18 protein-coding genes are annotated in these 17,264 nt (G+C 28.1%); 8 read left to right on the top strand and 10 right to left on the bottom strand.

What is annotated here, in order from left to right; genetic code table 11:
* Positions 1–62 precede the first annotated feature (62 nt).
* Positions 63–479 carry a DUF1090 domain-containing protein gene (locus ACRYA_RS09715; RefSeq protein ID WP_105918325.1) on the bottom strand — a complete coding sequence of 139 codons (417 nt, stop codon included), beginning with the start codon at positions 477–479 and terminating at the stop codon, positions 63–65.
* 304 nt (positions 480–783) lie between these two features.
* Positions 784–999, bottom strand: a complete 216-nt coding sequence (locus tag ACRYA_RS09710) for a helix-turn-helix domain-containing protein (RefSeq protein ID WP_105916990.1) — start codon at positions 997–999, stop codon at positions 784–786.
* Positions 1,000–1,164: 165 nt separating this feature from the next.
* Between ACRYA_RS09710 and ACRYA_RS09705 the strand changes: the two genes are divergently transcribed.
* From ACRYA_RS09705 to zupT, 3 genes are all read left to right on the top strand, one after another.
* Positions 1,165–1,440, top strand: a complete 276-nt coding sequence (locus ACRYA_RS09705; RefSeq protein WP_133160978.1) for a hypothetical protein — start codon at positions 1,165–1,167, stop codon at positions 1,438–1,440.
* Positions 1,441–1,897: 457 nt separating this feature from the next.
* Positions 1,898–2,560, top strand: coding sequence for an ORF6N domain-containing protein (locus ACRYA_RS09700; RefSeq protein WP_105916988.1), 663 nt, complete (start codon positions 1,898–1,900; stop codon positions 2,558–2,560).
* 105 nt (positions 2,561–2,665) lie between these two features.
* Positions 2,666–3,511 (top strand): zinc transporter ZupT, encoded by an 846-nt coding sequence (gene zupT, locus ACRYA_RS09695; protein ID WP_105916987.1) that lies wholly within the window; start codon positions 2,666–2,668, stop codon positions 3,509–3,511.
* 53 nt (positions 3,512–3,564) lie between these two features.
* Here the strand turns inward: zupT and rpsU are convergent, their stop codons facing one another.
* Entirely contained in the window at positions 3,565–3,777 is a 213-nt protein-coding gene (rpsU, locus tag ACRYA_RS09690; RefSeq protein ID WP_066157053.1) for a 30S ribosomal protein S21, read from the bottom strand.
* Between the two features lie 113 nt (positions 3,778–3,890).
* Between rpsU and moaC the strand changes: the two genes are divergently transcribed.
* A complete protein-coding gene (moaC, locus tag ACRYA_RS09685) occupies positions 3,891–4,361 on the top strand; it encodes a cyclic pyranopterin monophosphate synthase MoaC (RefSeq protein WP_105916986.1) in 471 nt (156 codons plus the stop codon).
* Complete coding sequence (locus tag ACRYA_RS09680; RefSeq protein ID WP_105916985.1) at positions 4,358–4,621, top strand: HP0495 family protein; 264 nt, start codon at positions 4,358–4,360, stop codon at positions 4,619–4,621. The genes moaC and ACRYA_RS09680 overlap by 4 nt, the downstream gene beginning before the upstream one ends.
* Before the next feature lie 4 nt (positions 4,622–4,625).
* On the opposite strand, the gene ACRYA_RS09675 is transcribed toward ACRYA_RS09680, so the two are convergent.
* The 4 genes from ACRYA_RS09675 to ACRYA_RS09660 all read right to left on the bottom strand — a co-directional run bounded on the left by ACRYA_RS09675 (position 4,626) and on the right by ACRYA_RS09660 (position 9,893).
* Positions 4,626–4,889 (bottom strand): hypothetical protein, encoded by a 264-nt coding sequence (locus ACRYA_RS09675; protein ID WP_105916984.1) that lies wholly within the window; start codon positions 4,887–4,889, stop codon positions 4,626–4,628.
* 33 nt (positions 4,890–4,922) lie between these two features.
* Positions 4,923–5,711, bottom strand: coding sequence for a 5'/3'-nucleotidase SurE (surE, locus tag ACRYA_RS09670; protein WP_105916983.1), 789 nt, complete (start codon positions 5,709–5,711; stop codon positions 4,923–4,925).
* Positions 5,686–9,249: a DNA polymerase III subunit alpha gene (dnaE, locus tag ACRYA_RS09665; protein ID WP_105916982.1), complete on the bottom strand. Its 3,564-nt coding sequence runs from the start codon at positions 9,247–9,249 to the stop codon at positions 5,686–5,688. The genes surE and dnaE overlap by 26 nt, the downstream gene beginning before the upstream one ends.
* Before the next feature lie 101 nt (positions 9,250–9,350).
* Positions 9,351–9,893: a DJ-1 family glyoxalase III gene (locus ACRYA_RS09660; RefSeq protein WP_105916981.1), complete on the bottom strand. Its 543-nt coding sequence runs from the start codon at positions 9,891–9,893 to the stop codon at positions 9,351–9,353.
* Positions 9,894–10,125: 232 nt separating this feature from the next.
* Between ACRYA_RS09660 and ACRYA_RS09655 the strand changes: the two genes are divergently transcribed.
* Together ACRYA_RS09655 and ACRYA_RS09650 are read left to right on the top strand one after the other, a co-directional pair.
* The gene (locus ACRYA_RS09655) at positions 10,126–10,764 is read left to right on the top strand and encodes a FlgO family outer membrane protein (protein ID WP_105916980.1); all 639 of its coding nucleotides are present in this window, start codon (positions 10,126–10,128) and stop codon (positions 10,762–10,764) included.
* Between the two features lie 4 nt (positions 10,765–10,768).
* Positions 10,769–11,368, top strand: a complete 600-nt coding sequence (locus ACRYA_RS09650; RefSeq protein ID WP_105916979.1) for a FlgO family outer membrane protein — start codon at positions 10,769–10,771, stop codon at positions 11,366–11,368.
* Here the strand turns inward: ACRYA_RS09650 and recJ are convergent.
* From recJ to ccoG, 3 genes are all read right to left on the bottom strand, one after another.
* Complete coding sequence (gene recJ, locus ACRYA_RS09645) at positions 11,363–12,928, bottom strand: single-stranded-DNA-specific exonuclease RecJ (protein ID WP_105916978.1); 1,566 nt, start codon at positions 12,926–12,928, stop codon at positions 11,363–11,365. The two genes, ACRYA_RS09650 and recJ, sit on opposite strands and share 6 nt — an antisense overlap.
* Positions 12,928–14,544 (bottom strand): CTP synthase, encoded by a 1,617-nt coding sequence (gene pyrG, locus ACRYA_RS09640; RefSeq protein ID WP_105916977.1) that lies wholly within the window; start codon positions 14,542–14,544, stop codon positions 12,928–12,930. Before pyrG ends, recJ begins: the two co-directional genes overlap by 1 nt.
* A gap of 112 nt (positions 14,545–14,656) precedes the next feature.
* Entirely contained in the window at positions 14,657–16,039 is a 1,383-nt protein-coding gene (gene ccoG / locus ACRYA_RS09635; protein WP_105916976.1) for a cytochrome c oxidase accessory protein CcoG, read from the bottom strand.
* A 207-nt stretch (positions 16,040–16,246) separates the two neighbouring features.
* Between ccoG and ACRYA_RS09630 the strand changes: the two genes are divergently transcribed.
* Positions 16,247–17,263, top strand: a complete 1,017-nt coding sequence (locus ACRYA_RS09630; RefSeq protein ID WP_105916975.1) for a thioredoxin family protein — start codon at positions 16,247–16,249, stop codon at positions 17,261–17,263.
* Position 17,264 lies beyond the last annotated feature (1 nt).

Here is a 17,264-nt window from a genome sequence, read left to right as displayed (position 1 = left end):
CTCTACAATGTATCCTTTTTCTATTGTAAAATATTTAATCTATATAAAACTTACAAAAAGAGTTAAAAAGTATTTAATTCTTCTTGCAGTTCTTTTATTTCTTTCTTATCTTCTGTCATTTTAGATTCATATTTTTTTATCTTATCTGTTTTATTATCTGTTTTATTATCTGTTACTGCTTTTTCATAATCTTCTAAATGTTCGGCTAGGTCTTCTTTTTTATCATTAATTTTATCTTTTAAATCTTTGATTAATTTATCATTAGTACAGTATTTGCGAACTTTATCTAATGCAGTTTCTAAACCATCTACTTTAGAAATAATATTCATTTTTTTTGCTGATTCTAACTCTTTTTCAAGTTTACAAATTTTCTTTTCACAGCCAATTAACTCATCACAATTCACTAAAGAATTTGCTTGAATATTAGCACCTATTAATAACAATCCAATAACTTGAACTTTTAACATTTTTTTTAACATAAATAAATCCTTTTAAAATAAATATAGAGTTTAATTGATAATTATATCTTTTTTTAATTAAGACTGATGGCATTATAAGCTTTTTAGTACAGGTTGTTGAACTTCATTTTATAACTTAGATTATTTTAAATTATTCATTGCAACTTCAACTTGTCCTAAGTCGTCACTTATCTTATCAATTTTGTCATTTTTTACAAAATCTGTACAACCTAAAACATCTAAAAAAGCAACAAAACTATCTTAGTATTTAATTGCTGTTTCATTATTTTGTTTAATCTTTTTTTTATCCATATTAAATTACCCTTTAATCCATTTTAATATACGGTTTTACTGTTTCAGCTATTTTGTCAATATCCTTAGCCTTTATATAATTTTCAAGCCAAGATTTAACCCAATAAGGTATATTTTGAGAACTACCCCAGTTATTTAAAGAGCCTGGATTTATATCAAGTATATTCGCAAATTCTTTTTTAGATAAATTTGCATTTTTTAGTAATTCATTAAATTCTTCTTTTTCCATAATACACCCACTTTTAATTAAATAATGATGTAATATTAACATAAGATAATTAAAAAATGATATTTGCACTTGACATATTAATTATATAATGATATTATCTCGCTTTAAAATCATTTAATAATGATATAAATGAGTTATATAAAAATAAAAGGATTATATTTTACAATGGAAAAAATAGAACTGGATTTTTCAAAAATCGCAAATGATGAAGATATTGAAATGGAAATAGAGCCTAAATTGAAAGGGCTTATTTTTATTTTAGATAGCTTATTTTTAGTTGGTAATGCGGGTGAACATAAATTTCAAAAAGAGGGCTTTTTTGCTTTACATAGTTTAGCTTCAACAATACTAGATGATGTATATGAGTTAAAGGAAAATGTTGAATATATGTATCAATCAATACATAAATTTAGAGATATAAAAATAGGAGTTGAAAAATGAAAATTAAAGTATATATAAAAGACAATGTTTACAAGATAGTTACGGTTTTAGTTATTGATGATATAAAAAAGATAGCTAGTAAATATGAAAGATGGGAATATGTATTATAAAAAGATACAATTAAGGGTTTTATTTTAACCCTTTTTTTAATATAATCAAATCATAAAATATTTAGAATTTACATACAAAATATTAAAGTGGGTCGTAAACTGGGTCGTTATAATATTTCAATATATCAGGAGTAACGTAAATAATGTTATTAGTTGATAGTTTTTCTATTCCTACCAGGCCATTCAATAATTTAACTTACTCTAATACAATCTAAGCAATTCGATAAAATAGGCTTTCAATCAACTTTAAAATATAAAAATCAAATTTAATTACAAATTGCAATATTCCTTTATATTTTTACTCTCTTTTGCTAAGATTTAAAAAATCTTTCAAGCAAGGAAACAAAATGCAAGATTTAATCATAAATGAAAACAGTATAAAAGATAAAATCTACACTATACGAAATATGCAAGTTATGTTGGATAGAGATTTAGCAGAGCTTTATGGTGTTGAAAATAGGGCTTTAAAACAAGCCGTAAAGAGAAATATAGATAGATTTCCACCTGATTTTATGTTTGAGCTTACAGATAAAGAAATAGATTCTCTGGTATCACAATTTGTGATACCATCAAAAAAGTATCTAGGAGGAGCAAAACCTTTTGCTTTTACAGAACAAGGTGTTTCAATGTTTAGTGCTGTTTTAAGAAGTGAAGTTGCTGTAAATGTTAGTATAAAAATTATTAGAGCTTTTGTCGAAATGCGAAAACTAATCTCTCAAAATATAGCTTTGTTTGAGAGATTTGAAAGAATAGAAAACCGCTTAACAATCCATGATAAAAATTTTAATACACTATTTAAAGTCTTAGAAGATAAAAACAATATTCCAGTGCAAAACATTTTTTTTGATGGACAAATTTACGATTCTTACAGCTTTGTAAATGATTTACTAAAACTTGCAAAGAGTGAAATAGTTTTGATAGATAACTATATAGATGATACGGTTTTTACTTTGTTTAGTAAGTATCCAAATATAAATTTTATAATCTACACTTCAACAATTTCAAAATAGATGAGTTTGAAATCTTTAAATTTAGATGAGATTTTAAATAAGCTAGAAGTCTAAAAATCAAATATGCTACAATACAAACTTTAAAAAATAAATCATAGGTAATTTATGCAAGACATCTCACTAGAAACATTCCTTTTTGCTGCAATGCTTACTTTTTTGGCAGGATTTGCTACATCTATTGGTGCTATTTTGGCATTTTTCTCAAAAAAAGATAACTACTTTTTGCTATCAATTGGTATGGGATTTTCTGCTGGAGTTATGATTTATGTATCGTTTATGGAGATTTTAGTTAAATCAAGAGAATCTTTTACACAAATATATTCAAGTCCTATTACGGGCGAGGTTTTGACAATTATTTGCTTTTTTATAGGAATAATTTTAACAGCCTTTATAGATAAGATAATACCAGAAGATTTAAATCCACACGAGCCAAAAAGTGACAATCAGCTTCAAGAGTTAAAACCTGATACAAAAGCTTCACTAATAAGAAATTCAAAGCTAAGAAGAACAGGAATTTTCACAGCAATCGCAATAGCAATTCACAACTTTCCAGAAGGTTTTGCTACATTTGTTTCAGCTTTGGAAAACCCAACAGTTGGTATTACAATCGCATTTGCAATTGCTATTCACAATATTCCAGAAGGAATGGCAGTATCTTTACCAATTTATCACGCAACTGGAGAGAAGAAAAAAGCATTTTGGTATGCAACACTTTCTGGACTTGCAGAGCCACTTGGTGCTGTTATTGGGTTTTTCTTGCTTCTTCCTTTTATGGGTGCATCTACTTTGGCAATTGTTTTTGGAATTGTTGCTGGAATTATGGTTTATATCTCTTTTGATGAACTTTTACCAGCATCAAGAGTTTATGGAAATGCTCACACAACAATAGTTGGAATATCTTTGGGAATGTTTGTAATGGCTATAAGCCTTGTATTGTTTAAGTTTATCTAAATAAAAAAGCCCAATTCCTAAGAACTGGGCTTTTACTTGGAAAATAATAAATCTTATAACCTAGATTCGTATCTTCTAAGCATATATAATTTTTTAAGCATTTTCTTTCTAGCAGAAATTTTTTGTTTTTTTCTGATTTCAGTCATTGGTTCAAAATATCTTCTAGCTCTTGTTTCTGTAACTATAAGGTTTCTATCACATTGCTTTTTAAATCTTCTATACGCTTCGTCAAAAGATTCATTATCTCTAACTTTAATGCCTGGCACTAAAATCACCCACTTTCTTTTTAAATTTGAGCTTGGATTATAATTAAATAAACTTAATTCCTATTTAATCTATATTAGAATAGAATAATTTTTTAAATATTAAGGAATATATTATGAACTTAACACATATTGATGATAATAATAGACCAAAAATGGTAGATGTTTCAGGAAAAAATGAGACACATAGAATTGCAGTTGCAAGTGGAAAGATTACTATGAGTAAAGAAGCTTATGATGCAATTATTGGAAATGTTGTAAAAAAAGGTCCAGTTTTACAAACAGCAGTAATAGCAGCAATTATGGGTACAAAAAAGACAAGCGAATTAATACCTATGTGTCATCCTCTACTTTTGAGTGGAATTAATTGTGATATAGAAGAGTTTCCCCAAACAAATAGTTTTAAACTTTTTGTTACAGCAAAACTAAATGGACAAACAGGTGTTGAGATGGAAGCTTTAACAGGTGTTAGTGTTGGACTTCTTACAATTTATGATATGGTAAAAGCTATTGATAAAAGTATGATAATTTCAGATATTCAGCTTGAAAGTAAAAGCGGTGGAAAAAGTGGAGATTTTAAAAGATGATAGATTTAAGTGATAAAAAATTAGAGTTAAACTACCCTTGTAGTTGGGAATACAAACTTGTTGTGCTGGAAACTTGTGATATTAAGAAAAGTGTAAAAGAGGTTATTTTTGAACGAGAACATAACTTAAAACCTTCAAAAACTAGCTCAAAAGGTAAATTTAAAAGTTACAACTTAGAGATATTAGTTCACAATGATGATGATAGAACTGAGATTTTTAGACTTTTTGGTGAGCATTGTGATATAAAAATGGTGTTGTAGATTTTTATAAATCTACTAACTCCCTTTTTAATATCTCTTGATTTAATTTTTTGATAGCAGTTTGATAGATTTTTTCTACCTCTTTTGTATCTTCTTCTTTTAAAAGAGTTTTTATTTCATCTATATTTTTGCCTTCTTCAAAAGCTATAAAAGTTTTGTACTCCCTTTTTGTAAATTTTCTTTTTAATATTTCTTGAAGTTCATCTTCACTTTTTAGAGTTCCTACAAGTTTTGTTATGTGTTTTGTAATTGAATTTGTGAAATTCATAGTTTAATCTTTCCTTTTTTTAATTTTTTCTTTTTAGTTTTCTAGCCAATTTTCTAAATTTTTTATATCGCTATGTGATGTCATATCTAACATTATTGGGCTTATTGATACATAGCCATTTTTTATAGCTTCAAAATCACAAGAGTTATCAAGACTAGGTTTCCAGCTTAATGGATGAAGTCCAATCCAGTAGTACTCTTCACCCCTTGGATTTGTATGTCTATGTGCATCATTTCCATACACTCTATATCCAGCCTTTGTGATTTTTACACCTTTACAATCTTTTGTTTTTAAAGGTGGAATATTAACATTTAAAAACTTTCTTTCAGCTAGTGGAAAAGAGCCATTTTCTATTCTAGTTACAAGTTCTAAAATTACCTTACAAGCTAGTTCAAAGTTCCAATCAACAACAATACTTCTACACATATCTTCACAAACTTGTGATACAGCAATTGCTGGAACTCCATGAATTACAGCTTCCATTGCGGCACTTGCTGTTCCACTATATGTGATATCTTCTCCCATATTTGCACCGATATTTATACCACTTATTACTAAATCAGGTCGGTAACCATTTTTAAAAAGATGCCCTAAAGATAGGTATATACAATCTGTTGGTGTTGCATCATCTATTTTATAGTACTCATCATCAACACTTATAAGTCTTAATGGCTTATCCAAGGTTAAAGAGTGACCACATGCTGATTTATTTTTTGCAGGTGCAACTACCATAACTTTTGCTATTGGTGTTAAAGCTTTTATCAAAGCTTTTAGACCAACTGCATCGTATCCATCATCATTTGTTAGAAGAATTTTCATCATCTATTATATATGCTCCTTTTATATTGTGAATTAGTTTTTCAACTGCATTTGATACTTTTATACCACTTTCAAGCTCTAAGTCTGCTAATTTTGATTTTATTATTACTTTTAATTCTCTTTTACCTTGATTATTTATTACTAAATCAAATAGGCTGTAAATAGAGTTTTCATCTTCTGAAAATGGAAGAGCAATAGTTAATGGCGGTTCTATTATCTCTTTTGCTTTAATTTTTATTTTCTCTTTTTGAGCATCAAAAATAGTCTCTATTTTTAAAACACTCATTCTTGTAAATTGGTCATTTTTTGAGATTCTAACTTTAAAAGCTATTGGTTCATTTAAATCAAAATTCTCTTGAAGATCTTTTAATTTATCCTCAAATAACATAAATTCAACAGTTCCATGAAAATCCAAAATTGATACAATTCCAAATTTAGAACCTTTTTTTGATATTTTCTCAGATATTGTTTCAATCTTTCCAACAATCAAAATCTGGCTACCATCTGCTAACTCATCTATTTGTGAAGATAAAGTATAGTTTATTTTTTCTATTTTATCTTTGTACTCATCAAGAGGATGACCTGAAACATAAAAACCAAGACTTGCTTTTTCAAGTTCTAAAATCTCTTTTTTTGAATATTCAGGTAAATTATCAAGTTCAATTTCTATACTTGTAAGCTCTGTGCTATCTCCAAATAGAGAACCAGATGACATTTTTTTTGCATTTGAAGCTTTTGAAGCACCATCAACTATTTTTTCTATTTGACTTAAAAGAGCATTTCTTGAATATCCAAAACTATCAAAAACACCTGCTTTTGCTAAAGATTCTATAACTCTTTTATTAACTTTACTAGCATCTATTCTTGATACAAAGTCTGATAAATTGGCAAAATTTCCCTCTTCTCTTGCATTTAATATTGAGTTTATAGCAACATCTCCAGCACCTTTGATTGCACCCATTCCAAACATAACAACTTCTCTATCATCTACTACCCTTGCTGCAAATACTAAATCTGATTTATTTATATCAGGTGGGAATAGTTCAAGTCCTAATCTTTTTACTTCATCAACATATCTTACAACTTTATCTGTATTATCTTTTTCAAGTGTTAAAAGTGCTGCCATAAATTCGGCTGTGTAGTAACATTTTAAGTAAGATGTATAAAAAGTAATCAAAGCATATGCAGCTGAGTGAGATTTATTAAATCCATATCCAGCAAATTTTACAATTAAATCAAAAAGCTCTTCTGCATAGGCTTTTGTAAAACCTTTTTCTACTGCACCATCTGCGAATTGACCTTTTAGTTTATCCATTTCCTCTTTGATTTTTTTACCCATAGCACGTCTTACTAAATCGGCTCCTCCTAGAGAGAAACCTCCTACACTTTGAACAATTTGCATAACTTGCTCTTGATAAACAATAACTCCATAAGTATTTTCCAAAATAGGTTTTAGTGCAATTTCTAGCTCATCATGGAAATAATCAATCTTTGCCCTTCCGTGTTTTCTTTCTATAAAGTCATTTAGCATTCCAGATTCCATAGGTCCTGGTCTATAAAGCGCAAGAACGGCTACAATATCCTCAAAATTTGATGGTTTTAATCTTTTACATAAATCTTGCATACCATCTGATTCTATTTGAAATAATCCTAAAGTATCTCCAGTTTGTATTAAATCATAAACACCTTTATCATTTACATCAACAGTTGCAAAATCTATTTTTCTACCATGTCTTTGCTCTATTAGTTTTAAAGCTTCATTAATAACTGTAAGAGTTTTAAGTCCTAAAAAGTCGAACTTAATCAAATCTACATCTTCAATATATTTTCCATTGTATTGAGTTGCAAGTGTGTCAAGTCCACTTGGTTTAAAAAGTGGAGTCTTATTCCAAAGTGGCTCATTTGAGATAACTACTCCAGCTGCATGAGTTCCAGCATTTCTATTTAATCCTTCAAGTGCAAGAGCATATTCCCAAACTCTAGCTGCTAGTGGGTCTGTTTCACAAAGTTCTTTTATCTTTGGCTCTTTTTCCCAAGAGTTTTTCAAATCAATTCCCAACTCATCTGGAATTAGTTTTGCCATAGCATCAGCTTTTGCATAAGGCATATCTAAAACTCTTGCAACATCTCTTATAACTCCTTTTGCTAGAAGTTTACCAAATGTGATAATTTGTGCAACGTTTGCTCTTCCATACTGATTTACAACATAATCAATAATTTCACCACGACGACTTTGGCAAAAGTCCATATCAATATCGGGCATTGATACTCTTTCTGGATTTAGGAATCTTTCAAAAAGTAAACCATAAGGAATAGGGTCTATATCTGTAATCTTTAAACTATATGCAACTAAACTTCCAGCCGCACTTCCTCTTCCTGGACCTACAGGAATTTGCATATCTTTTGCAACTTTAACGAAATCCCAAACTATTAACATATATCCTGGAAACTTCATATTATTAATTATCTCTATCTCTGTTTCTAGCCTATCTTTGTACTCTTGATGTTTATCTTCAGGTACAAGTTTTAATCTATCTATAAGTCCAACTCTACACTCATGAGCAAATAAAACCTTATCATTTTCCAAAGAATACTCATTTTGAGGTTCAGGGATTTCTATATTTAGTTCTTTTAATTTATCTCTTGTAAATTTAAAGTTTGGTGGAGTTGGATTTCCTAATTTAATTGTTAAATTGCATTTATCTGCAATTTCTTGAGTTGCTTCTATGGCTTCTGGAATATCAGCATAAAGTTTATATATCTGCTCAGGAGATTTTAAATAAAACTCATGAACACTGTGTCTTAATCTATTTGGGTCATCATAAAGTTTATTCATAGCAATACACATAAAAGCCTCATGTGCATCAGCATCTTTTTGTTCTAAATAGTGAGTATCATTTGTAGCAACAACTTTTATTCCAGTTTCTTGTGAAATTCTTAAAATCTGGTCATCTACAAAATGCTGGTCACCAATACCATGTCGCATAATTTCTAAATAAAAATCATCACCAAATATCTCTTTGTATTCAAGCGCTATTTTTTTTGCTTCTTCATATCCTTTTGCACCATTTTTAACATTTCTCTCATTTTGAGTATTTAGATGCCAGTTTACCTCACCTTGTAAACAAGCAGCACTACAAACAAGTCCTTTGGAATGATTTTTTAAAAGTTCTTTATTTATTCTAGGATAGTAGTAAAAACCATTTATATAAGCTTGCGAACTAAGATACATAAGATTTTTATAGCCTATCTCATCTTTTGCATATAAGCATAAGTGAAATCTTTGTCTATTTGTCTTATCTCCTAAATCTTGACTGTTGTGAATATATGCTTCCATTCCAATGATTGGTTTTATTCCCTCATTTTTCATTGCATTATAAAAATCTATTGCACCAAACATATTCCCATGGTCAGTCATAGCAACACTTTTCATGCCAAACTCTTTTAATTTTTTTGCAAGAGGTTTTATTTTGTTTGCACCATCAAGTAATGAATATTCTGTGTGTAAGTGTAAATGTGTAAATTGTGGTATTTGTGACATATTTTATAAATCTTCTATTTTATTTTTTAAGTAAAGATTTTATCTAAAATTTTATTGAGAAGATATTAATATCATATAAGCCCTAAGAGAGCTTATATTAATTATGCTAGAAGACCTGTTTTAACTTGGTGATAAATATCATCACCTTTTAAAGTTTTTACAATTTCAAGTGCAAAATCAATAGCAGTTGCTGGTCCTCTTGATGTAATTACATTATTGTCAGTAACCACATTTTTATCATCTTGGTAGCCATCATCTTTTATTTTTTTCTCAAAACTAGGGTAACAAGTATAGTTTTGGTTTAAAACTCCAGCTTTGTGAAGAGCATAAGGCGCTGCACAAATAGCTCCAATTTTTTTGTTTTTCTCTTCAAACTCTTTTAAAAGTCTTTGTACATTATTGTCTTCTGCTAAAGTAAAAGCATTTGGAAGACCACCTGGAAGAACTATCATATCAAAATCACTTGAATATACTTCAGTTATTTTTTTATCCATTTCAATTTTTATGTTATGAGCACCTGTTAAAATCTTGTCTTCAACTCCAGCAGTTACAACTTCGATTCCTGCACGGCGGCAAATATCAATAACTGAAATTGCCTCTATCTCTTCAAATCCATTTGCTATTGGAACTAAAATTTTTGCCATAAATTTATCCTTTTTCAATAGCTCCTATTTAAAAGGGAACTAATATTTTTTAACTACTTTTAACACAATTTATAAAAAAATGTTAAAGTAGTAATTCCTAAATGGCTTCAAGAATGAAGCTTAACTCAAATTTGAAGCTTATTATATTGAATTTTCGTTTATATAAGCTTTTATAAAGGATATATAAGTAAATTTTAAATAAAATCTTAGGAATTTAAAAAGGGGATTGTAAATGTCAAAACAGATTTTAAAATTTGCTATTTTTGTATGTTTTATAACTATTCTTTCAGGTTGTACTCAAAAAAACAAAGAGGTTCAAACCGAATCAGATAAAGTAAATCAGATGAAAGCTGGTATGAATGTTGCAAACTATAAACAAGAGAATATCACAGTTCAAAACAGTTTAGAAGCAACTATCGCTTCTCTTGCAACACAAATGATGGTAAATAAAAAACTTGATACAAGCAAGCCATTAATTGTAACTTCTTTTGTAAGATTAGATCAATTCAAAACAACTTCGGAGTTTGGAAGAGTTGTTGGAGAAAGTATGATTGATGAGTTATCAAATAGAGGGTTTAATCTAATTGAATTTAGAGGTCAAATGGCTATTTCTATAAATGATAAGGGTGAATATTTTTTAAGTAGAAAACCACATGAGCTAAAAAAAGAGGTTCCTAGTACTTATGTTGTTGTTGGAACTTACTCAAGACAAAATGGTAAAGTGATTTTAAATGCAAGAGTTATTGATAATATAACTGGAAAAGTAATAACAAGTGCAAGATCAACTTTTATTCATGGATTATCTCAAGATTGTACAATGTTTGGAGATTGTCCCCCTATGAGAACTATAAAAATTGTAAAAGAGAAATAGTTTTATGATTTTTAAAAACTTAAGAGTATTTAGATTTTATCTATCTTTAATACTCTTAACACTTTTTTTAGGCTCTTGTGGAGCATATAAAGACCCAATATCAAAAAATACAAATTTCGATTCAATGATAAACGATATGGTAAAAAAATCAGCTATTAAGATAAAGAGAAATGTATCTTATGATGAGGTTGTTTTAGTATCGGATTTTGTAAATCTTGATAACTTGAAGAATAGATCTCAACTTGGTTTTTTACTATCAAATCTTTTAAAAGATAGATTATCATCTTTAGATGTTATTGTAAAAGAGATAGAGCTTGGGAAAGAGTTCGAATTTGGACCATCTGGTTTTAATCTTTTAACTAGAGAAAAAAATAGAATTTTAAGTGATAATGTGAAATCAAGATATGCAGTTGTTGGGACTTACTCTATTTCTAACAAAAGTTTAAATCTTTTTATAAAATTAATAGATATAAATAGTGGAAATATTCTTAGTTCATCTTTTGCAAGAACAGACCTTGATAGCGAAATACTAGATCTTGAGGGAATATCTCAAAATAGAGATACTGAATTTAGAAATAGTATTAGAAGACCTATGGTCTTATAAAAACTCTTGAATTAAAAAAGATGGAGTAATTACTCCTCTAAACTCATTTTTTGAAATTGATACTATCAAATCCAATTTATCATTTAAGTTTGTATTTGAGTTAAAAAACTTTAAAGCTTCAAATATAAATCCATCACTACTTAGAGTTAATTTTAGATGATTTTTATCTTTACCTATTAGTTCTGATTTTATAAGATTTGCATTTGAAACTTTAAAAAATGGTCTATTGTTTTCAAGTCCATAAGGTTCAAAACTTTCAATAATAGAGATAAATTCTAAATCTACACTACTAATATCAAGTTCACCCAAAGTTATAAACTCATTGTGTAATATATCATCTGATTTCTCAAGCTCTTTATTTATAATCTCTTTAAACTCATTTAAGTTTTTTTCTAATAAAGATAGACCAGCAGCATTTTTATGTCCACCAAAACCTAAAAGAAGATGAGAAGCCTTTGATATTAAATCATATAAATTTATATTTGAGTTTGCTCTAGCACTACCTTTTGCAATACCATTTTGAATTGAAAATATAAAGGCAGGTTTTTTTTGACTATTTGATAGTTTTGAAGCAACAATACCAATAATTCCTTCATGCCAATCTTCAGCCCAAACAATAACAGATCTATCTTCTTTATTTGATTTTTGTTCTGCTTCATTAGAAATTCTTTCTTGAATAGTTTTTCTATAATTATTTAATTCATCTAAAACAGCTAAACTCTCATAAGCACTAGATTGATCTTTTGATAATAAAAATTTTAATGCAACAGTTGCATCATCCATTCTTCCTGCACTATTTAACTTTGGAGCAATTGTAAATCCAATATCATCAGAAACTAAAATATCTTTTTTTAAGTGTAAATTTAAAAGTTTAAAAGCTTCTCTAGAAGAGTTTTTTATCTTTTTTAAGCCTTGTCTTACCATAGTATAATTAAGACTTGTCATAGGCATAATGTCTGCAATTATTGCTAAACATAAAAGGTCTAAATATGAACTCATATTTATATCAAAATTCATCTCATTTTTTATTGCGGCACAAAAATACCAAGCAACTTGAGCACCGCAAATCTCTTTAAATTCAAAATTACAATCTTTTTGTTTTGGGTTAATAATTGCAAGAGCTATTGGTACTTTCTCTCCAACAGTATGATGGTCTGTAATTATTAAATCAATATTTTTCTCTTTTAGTTTTAAAGATGCTTCATATGCAGTTATTCCATTATCAACAGTAATTACTAAGCCACTATCAATCATATCAACAATTTTAACAGATAAACCATAACCATGTTCAAATCTATTTGGAATAATATAATCAACTTTTATACCTAAAGAGTTGAAAAAATCTATCATAATAGTAGTAGATACAATACCATCTACATCATAATCTCCAACAATAGTTATTTTTTCACCATTTAAAATAGCTTGTTTTACTCTTTTTGTAGCAATATTTATATCTTTGAAGTTATTAAAAGATGGAATAGATGCAAGTTTTGAATATGGATTATTCAAATGCCTTGCATTTAAGATTTCAAAAAGTCTATCCTTAGTGATTTTCGACATTATTTAGGAGAATTAGCTTTTCTTACAAAATCCAAAATTATAGGATTTGGTGTCTCTAAATGAGATGTAAATTCAGGATGAAATTGAACTCCAACAAACCAAGGATGATCTTGTAGTTCAACTGCTTCAATAAGTCCATTTGACTCTCCGCAAATAATCATACCAGCTTTTTCTAAAGCTTCTTTATATTTTGGATTTGCTTCATATCTATGTCTATGTCTTTCAAAGTACTCTTTGTTATTTCCATAAGCTTTTTGTAGTTTTGAACCTTTTAGTGGCTCAAAAGGATACTCCCCTGATCTCATAGTTCCACCAAGAGGTGATTTACTTGTTCTTAGTTGTTTGTTTCCACTTTGATCTATAAATTCATCAATTAAATAGATTAGAGGATTTTTTGTTTCACTATTAAATTCAATAGAGTTTGCATCTTCAATTCCTAAAATATTTCTAGCAAATTCTATTATTGCTAGCTGCATTCCTAAGCAAATCCCTAAAAATACTATTTTATTTTCTCTTGCATATTTTATAGCTTCAAGTTTTCCTTTTACTCCTCTTGCACCAAATCCACCAGCTACTAAAATAGCATCTACATTACCAATAACTTCATAAGCTCCCAAATCTTCAATTCTTTCACTATCACACCAGTGAATATTTATTTTTGTATTTAGATGGGCTCCTGCATGAATTAAAGCTTCAGTTAAAGATTTATATGACTCTTTTAAATCAAGATATTTTCCAACAAAAGCAATAGTAACTTCATCTTGAGGAACTAAAATATTTTTTACTAAAGTATCCCATTTTTCCATATTTGGTTTAATTTTAACATTAAAATGCTCTTGAAGTGGAGTTAAAATTCCATCTTTTATAAAATGAAGAGGCATTTGATAAATAGATTGTGCATCACCAGCTTCTATAACAGCATTTCTATCAATATCACAAGATAGTGCTAATTTATCTTTTAGAGCCTTTGGAAGCTCTTTTTCTGTTCTGCAAACTAGCATATGAGGAGTTATTCCAATTCTTCTTAGTTCTTGAACAGAGTGTTGAGTTGGTTTTGTTTTAAGTTCACCAGCTGCCTTAATATAAGGAACTAAACTTACATGAATATTCATTGTATTTGATTTTGGAAGTTCATGTCTAATAGATCTAATAGCTTCTAAGAATGGAAGACTTTCAATGTCTCCAACAGTTCCACCAATTTCAATTATTAAAAATTCATTTCCTTCAGCAGCTTTATAAATTCTATCTTTTATCTCGTCAACCACGTGTGGAATTACTTGAATAGTTTTTCCTAGATATCCACCTTCTCTTTCTCTTTTTATTACACTTTGATAAACTTGACCAGTTGTGAAACTATTTATTTTTGTTAAAGTTCTATCTATAAATCTTTCATAGTTTCCTAAATCAAGGTCAGTTTCAGCTCCATCAGCTGTTACAAAAACTTCACCGTGTTCCAAAGGACTCATAGTTCCTGGATCTACATTTAAGTAAGGGTCAATTTTTAACATACTTACTTTAAATCCAGATTGCTTTAATATTGTAGCAATTGAAGCTGATGTAATTCCTTTTCCTAAAGAGCTTAAAACTCCACCTGTTACAAAAATGAATTTTGTCATTAAAATACTCCATAAAAATTATTAAATTTGTAAAATATATAAGCTGTGATTGTATCTAAAAGTTTATAATAAGCAATTTAAATAAGCATAGTGCCGAAGCACTTTGCTTATGTTATTTAAGTTTATCGGATCTTGGGAAGAAAAAAGTAGCTTTTCTAAATACCTTTACTTTTTCTGGGTCCTCTTTTGCATAAGCTTTAAGAGTTACTGTAATAGGAGTATCTTTTAGATTATTATCTACTAAAAGTTTATCTGTTTGAAGGATTACAACTTTTTTTGCCATTTTTCCAGGACTTAGCGTGAATGGTTCAAATCTTGTTATTTCTATATCAGGATTATCTACTATTTCTAATTCATAAGTTAAAGTTTTTGACTCAGTATTTTGGAAAAGTAATAAATAGTTATTTGATACAACATTTCCATCTTTTATTTTATAAAGTTCAGTATCCTTATTAACATTTAAAAGCATATACTCTTTTTCTCCACTCATAACAAAAAGTAAAGCAAAAGTAATAGCAAGAGATATAAAATACATAATTGTAGTTTTTCTAAGAAGTTTTGTTGGTTTATTTTCAACAATAGTGTTTGTATTTGACCATTGAACTAAAGAAGGTTTTCCTAATTTACCCATAACTGTTGTACAAGCATCTACACACTCAAGACAGTTTATGCACTCAAGTTGCATACCTTTTCTAATATCAATATGAGTAGGGCAGACAGTAACACAAGCTTCACAAGCAGTACACTCATTTGCTGGGTCTGGTAAATCTTTTATTTTCCAAACAACTTTTTCTTTATTTTCATCATATATTTTTCCACCACGGTTTGTAGAGTAGATTGCTTGATAAGTATTATTATCATATAAAACAGATTGAACCCTTGAATATGGACAAATATATACACAGAAATCTTCTTTTAAAATAATTACATCATAGATTAAAAATGCAGCTATACTTAAAACAATTACTATTAAAAACATATGCTCAAGTGGGTCTTGAATATATGCAAAGAAATCTTGTGGTGGTACAAAATACCACATAAAGTTGGATGCAGCAACTAAAGATAAAATAGACCATAAAATTACACCAACAAATTTTTTTATTTTATTTCCATTTTTACTTAAATCAATATCTTTTTGTTTATTTTTTATTCTTCTAAGTTTTAAAAGTGTTGATTCAATTAAATCTCTATAAATTACTCTAAAAATTGTCTGAGGACATGCCCAACCACACCAAGCTCTTCCACCAATTGAAGTTATTGCAAAAATTCCTATAAATAGTAACATTAATAAAAATGGCATCAAGTATAACTCTTGCATATCAAAAGCAGTTCCCATAAGATGAAACTGTTTTTTATCAAAAGATAATAAGAATAATTGATTACCATTTACTTGAATAAATGGTATTACTAAAGATACTATTGAAACGATAGCATAAACAAAATATCTCTTTTTACGATAAGAAGTTTTTTTTACAAACTCATCTTTTTCGCTCATTTTAAATCCTTTTACATAAAAAATTTTAAGATTTTATATAAACACAATTTAATCCTATAGATATTTATCATAAGATTAAATTATATTTATAGTAAATTTTATTTTATAAAAAGAATTTTATCATTTTTAGATTAAAGAATTCAAATTTATAGCTTTTTGTAATGATAATTTCAATAGAATCAACTTTATTTTAAAATAGGAAAGATTATGAAGTTTATGTTTAATCGTTTATTTTTAATTTTTGTTGCAATATTCATTGCTTCAAATTTAAATGCAAAAGAGGGTAAAGTTATTGGATCTTCAAATCATGAAGTACCTAGTTGGTTTAAGGATAGTTTTTTAGATATAAGTGAAGATATTGAAGAAGCTAGTCAAAAGAATAAGCACTTTATGATATTTTTAGATTTTGAAGGTTGTCCTTATTGTGCAAAAATGCTAAAAGAGAGTTTTGAAGAAGATAACAAAACTAGCCAATTTATCAAAAATAATTTTGATGTTATTGAACTAAATGTTAAAGGAAGCCGTGAATTAACTTGGGTTGATGGAGATGTTTTAACTGAAAAAGATTTAACAGAAAAATTAAAAATTCAATACAGTCCAACACTTCTTATTTTTAACTCAAATAAAGAGATAGTAGCTAGAATAAATGGATATAGAAATAGTACAGATTTTCAATATATTTTGGATTTTATACAAACAAAAGCTTATGAAAAAATGGATTTTACATCATATTTAAGTAAGGTAAATAAAAAAGATACATATGATTTTATTTCAAATAAAATGTTTAAAGAGTTAAGTGATTTATCAAAAATAAAAACTCCTGTTGCAATTATTTTTGAAGATAAAAGTTGCATTCAATGTGACCATTTTCATAACAAAATCTTAACAAACAAAGATGTAATTGATGAGTTTTCAAAATTTACAGTTATTAGAGTTGATGCAAATAGTACAAAAGAGTTGATTTTACCAACAGGTGAAAAAACTACACCAAAATCTTTGGTTGAGAAAATAAATTTAGATTATCGACCAGGCATTTTGCTTTATAACGATAAAAAATTAATCTCTACAATAGATGCATTACTTTTTCCTTTTCACTTCAAAGAGGTTTTAAGATATGTTAGTGGAAAACACTATGGACAGTTTCCAAAAACTTATTTGGATTATTTAAGAGTTAGGCAAGATGAACTTTTAAAACAAGGTATTGATATAAACGTATCAGAGTAAA

This window comes from Aliarcobacter cryaerophilus ATCC 43158, from assembly GCF_003660105.1.
GTDB lineage: Bacteria > Campylobacterota > Campylobacteria > Campylobacterales > Arcobacteraceae > Aliarcobacter > Aliarcobacter cryaerophilus.
The sequence above is the reverse complement of the archived record's forward strand: the minus strand, read 5'-3'. Positions and strand labels throughout refer to the sequence as shown.

Bases quoted from the DNA above. Each gene is read 5' to 3' on its own strand.
- ACRYA_RS09680 (WP_105916985.1), top strand. From the start codon at position 4,358: ATGATAGATTTAAGTGATAAAAAATTAGAGTTAAACTACCCTTGTAGT.
- ACRYA_RS09715 (WP_105918325.1), bottom strand. From the start codon at position 479: ATGTTAAAAAAAATGTTAAAAGTTCAAGTTATTGGATTGTTATTAATA.
- ACRYA_RS09675 (WP_105916984.1), bottom strand. From the start codon at position 4,889: ATGAATTTCACAAATTCAATTACAAAACACATAACAAAACTTGTAGGA.
- ACRYA_RS09700 (WP_105916988.1), top strand. From the start codon at position 1,898: ATGCAAGATTTAATCATAAATGAAAACAGTATAAAAGATAAAATCTAC.
- pyrG (WP_105916977.1), bottom strand. From the start codon at position 14,544: ATGACAAAATTCATTTTTGTAACAGGTGGAGTTTTAAGCTCTTTAGGA.
- ACRYA_RS09655 (WP_105916980.1), top strand. From the start codon at position 10,126: ATGTCAAAACAGATTTTAAAATTTGCTATTTTTGTATGTTTTATAACT.
- surE (WP_105916983.1), bottom strand. From the start codon at position 5,711: ATGATGAAAATTCTTCTAACAAATGATGATGGATACGATGCAGTTGGT.
- ACRYA_RS09660 (WP_105916981.1), bottom strand. From the start codon at position 9,893: ATGGCAAAAATTTTAGTTCCAATAGCAAATGGATTTGAAGAGATAGAG.
- recJ (WP_105916978.1), bottom strand. From the start codon at position 12,928: ATGTCGAAAATCACTAAGGATAGACTTTTTGAAATCTTAAATGCAAGG.
- moaC (WP_105916986.1), top strand. From the start codon at position 3,891: ATGAACTTAACACATATTGATGATAATAATAGACCAAAAATGGTAGAT.
- ACRYA_RS09650 (WP_105916979.1), top strand. From the start codon at position 10,769: ATGATTTTTAAAAACTTAAGAGTATTTAGATTTTATCTATCTTTAATA.
- dnaE (WP_105916982.1), bottom strand. From the start codon at position 9,249: ATGTCACAAATACCACAATTTACACATTTACACTTACACACAGAATAT.
- ccoG (WP_105916976.1), bottom strand. From the start codon at position 16,039: ATGAGCGAAAAAGATGAGTTTGTAAAAAAAACTTCTTATCGTAAAAAG.
- ACRYA_RS09630 (WP_105916975.1), top strand. From the start codon at position 16,247: ATGAAGTTTATGTTTAATCGTTTATTTTTAATTTTTGTTGCAATATTC.
- ACRYA_RS09710 (WP_105916990.1), bottom strand. From the start codon at position 999: ATGGAAAAAGAAGAATTTAATGAATTACTAAAAAATGCAAATTTATCT.
- zupT (WP_105916987.1), top strand. From the start codon at position 2,666: ATGCAAGACATCTCACTAGAAACATTCCTTTTTGCTGCAATGCTTACT.
- ACRYA_RS09705 (WP_133160978.1), top strand. From the start codon at position 1,165: ATGGAAAAAATAGAACTGGATTTTTCAAAAATCGCAAATGATGAAGAT.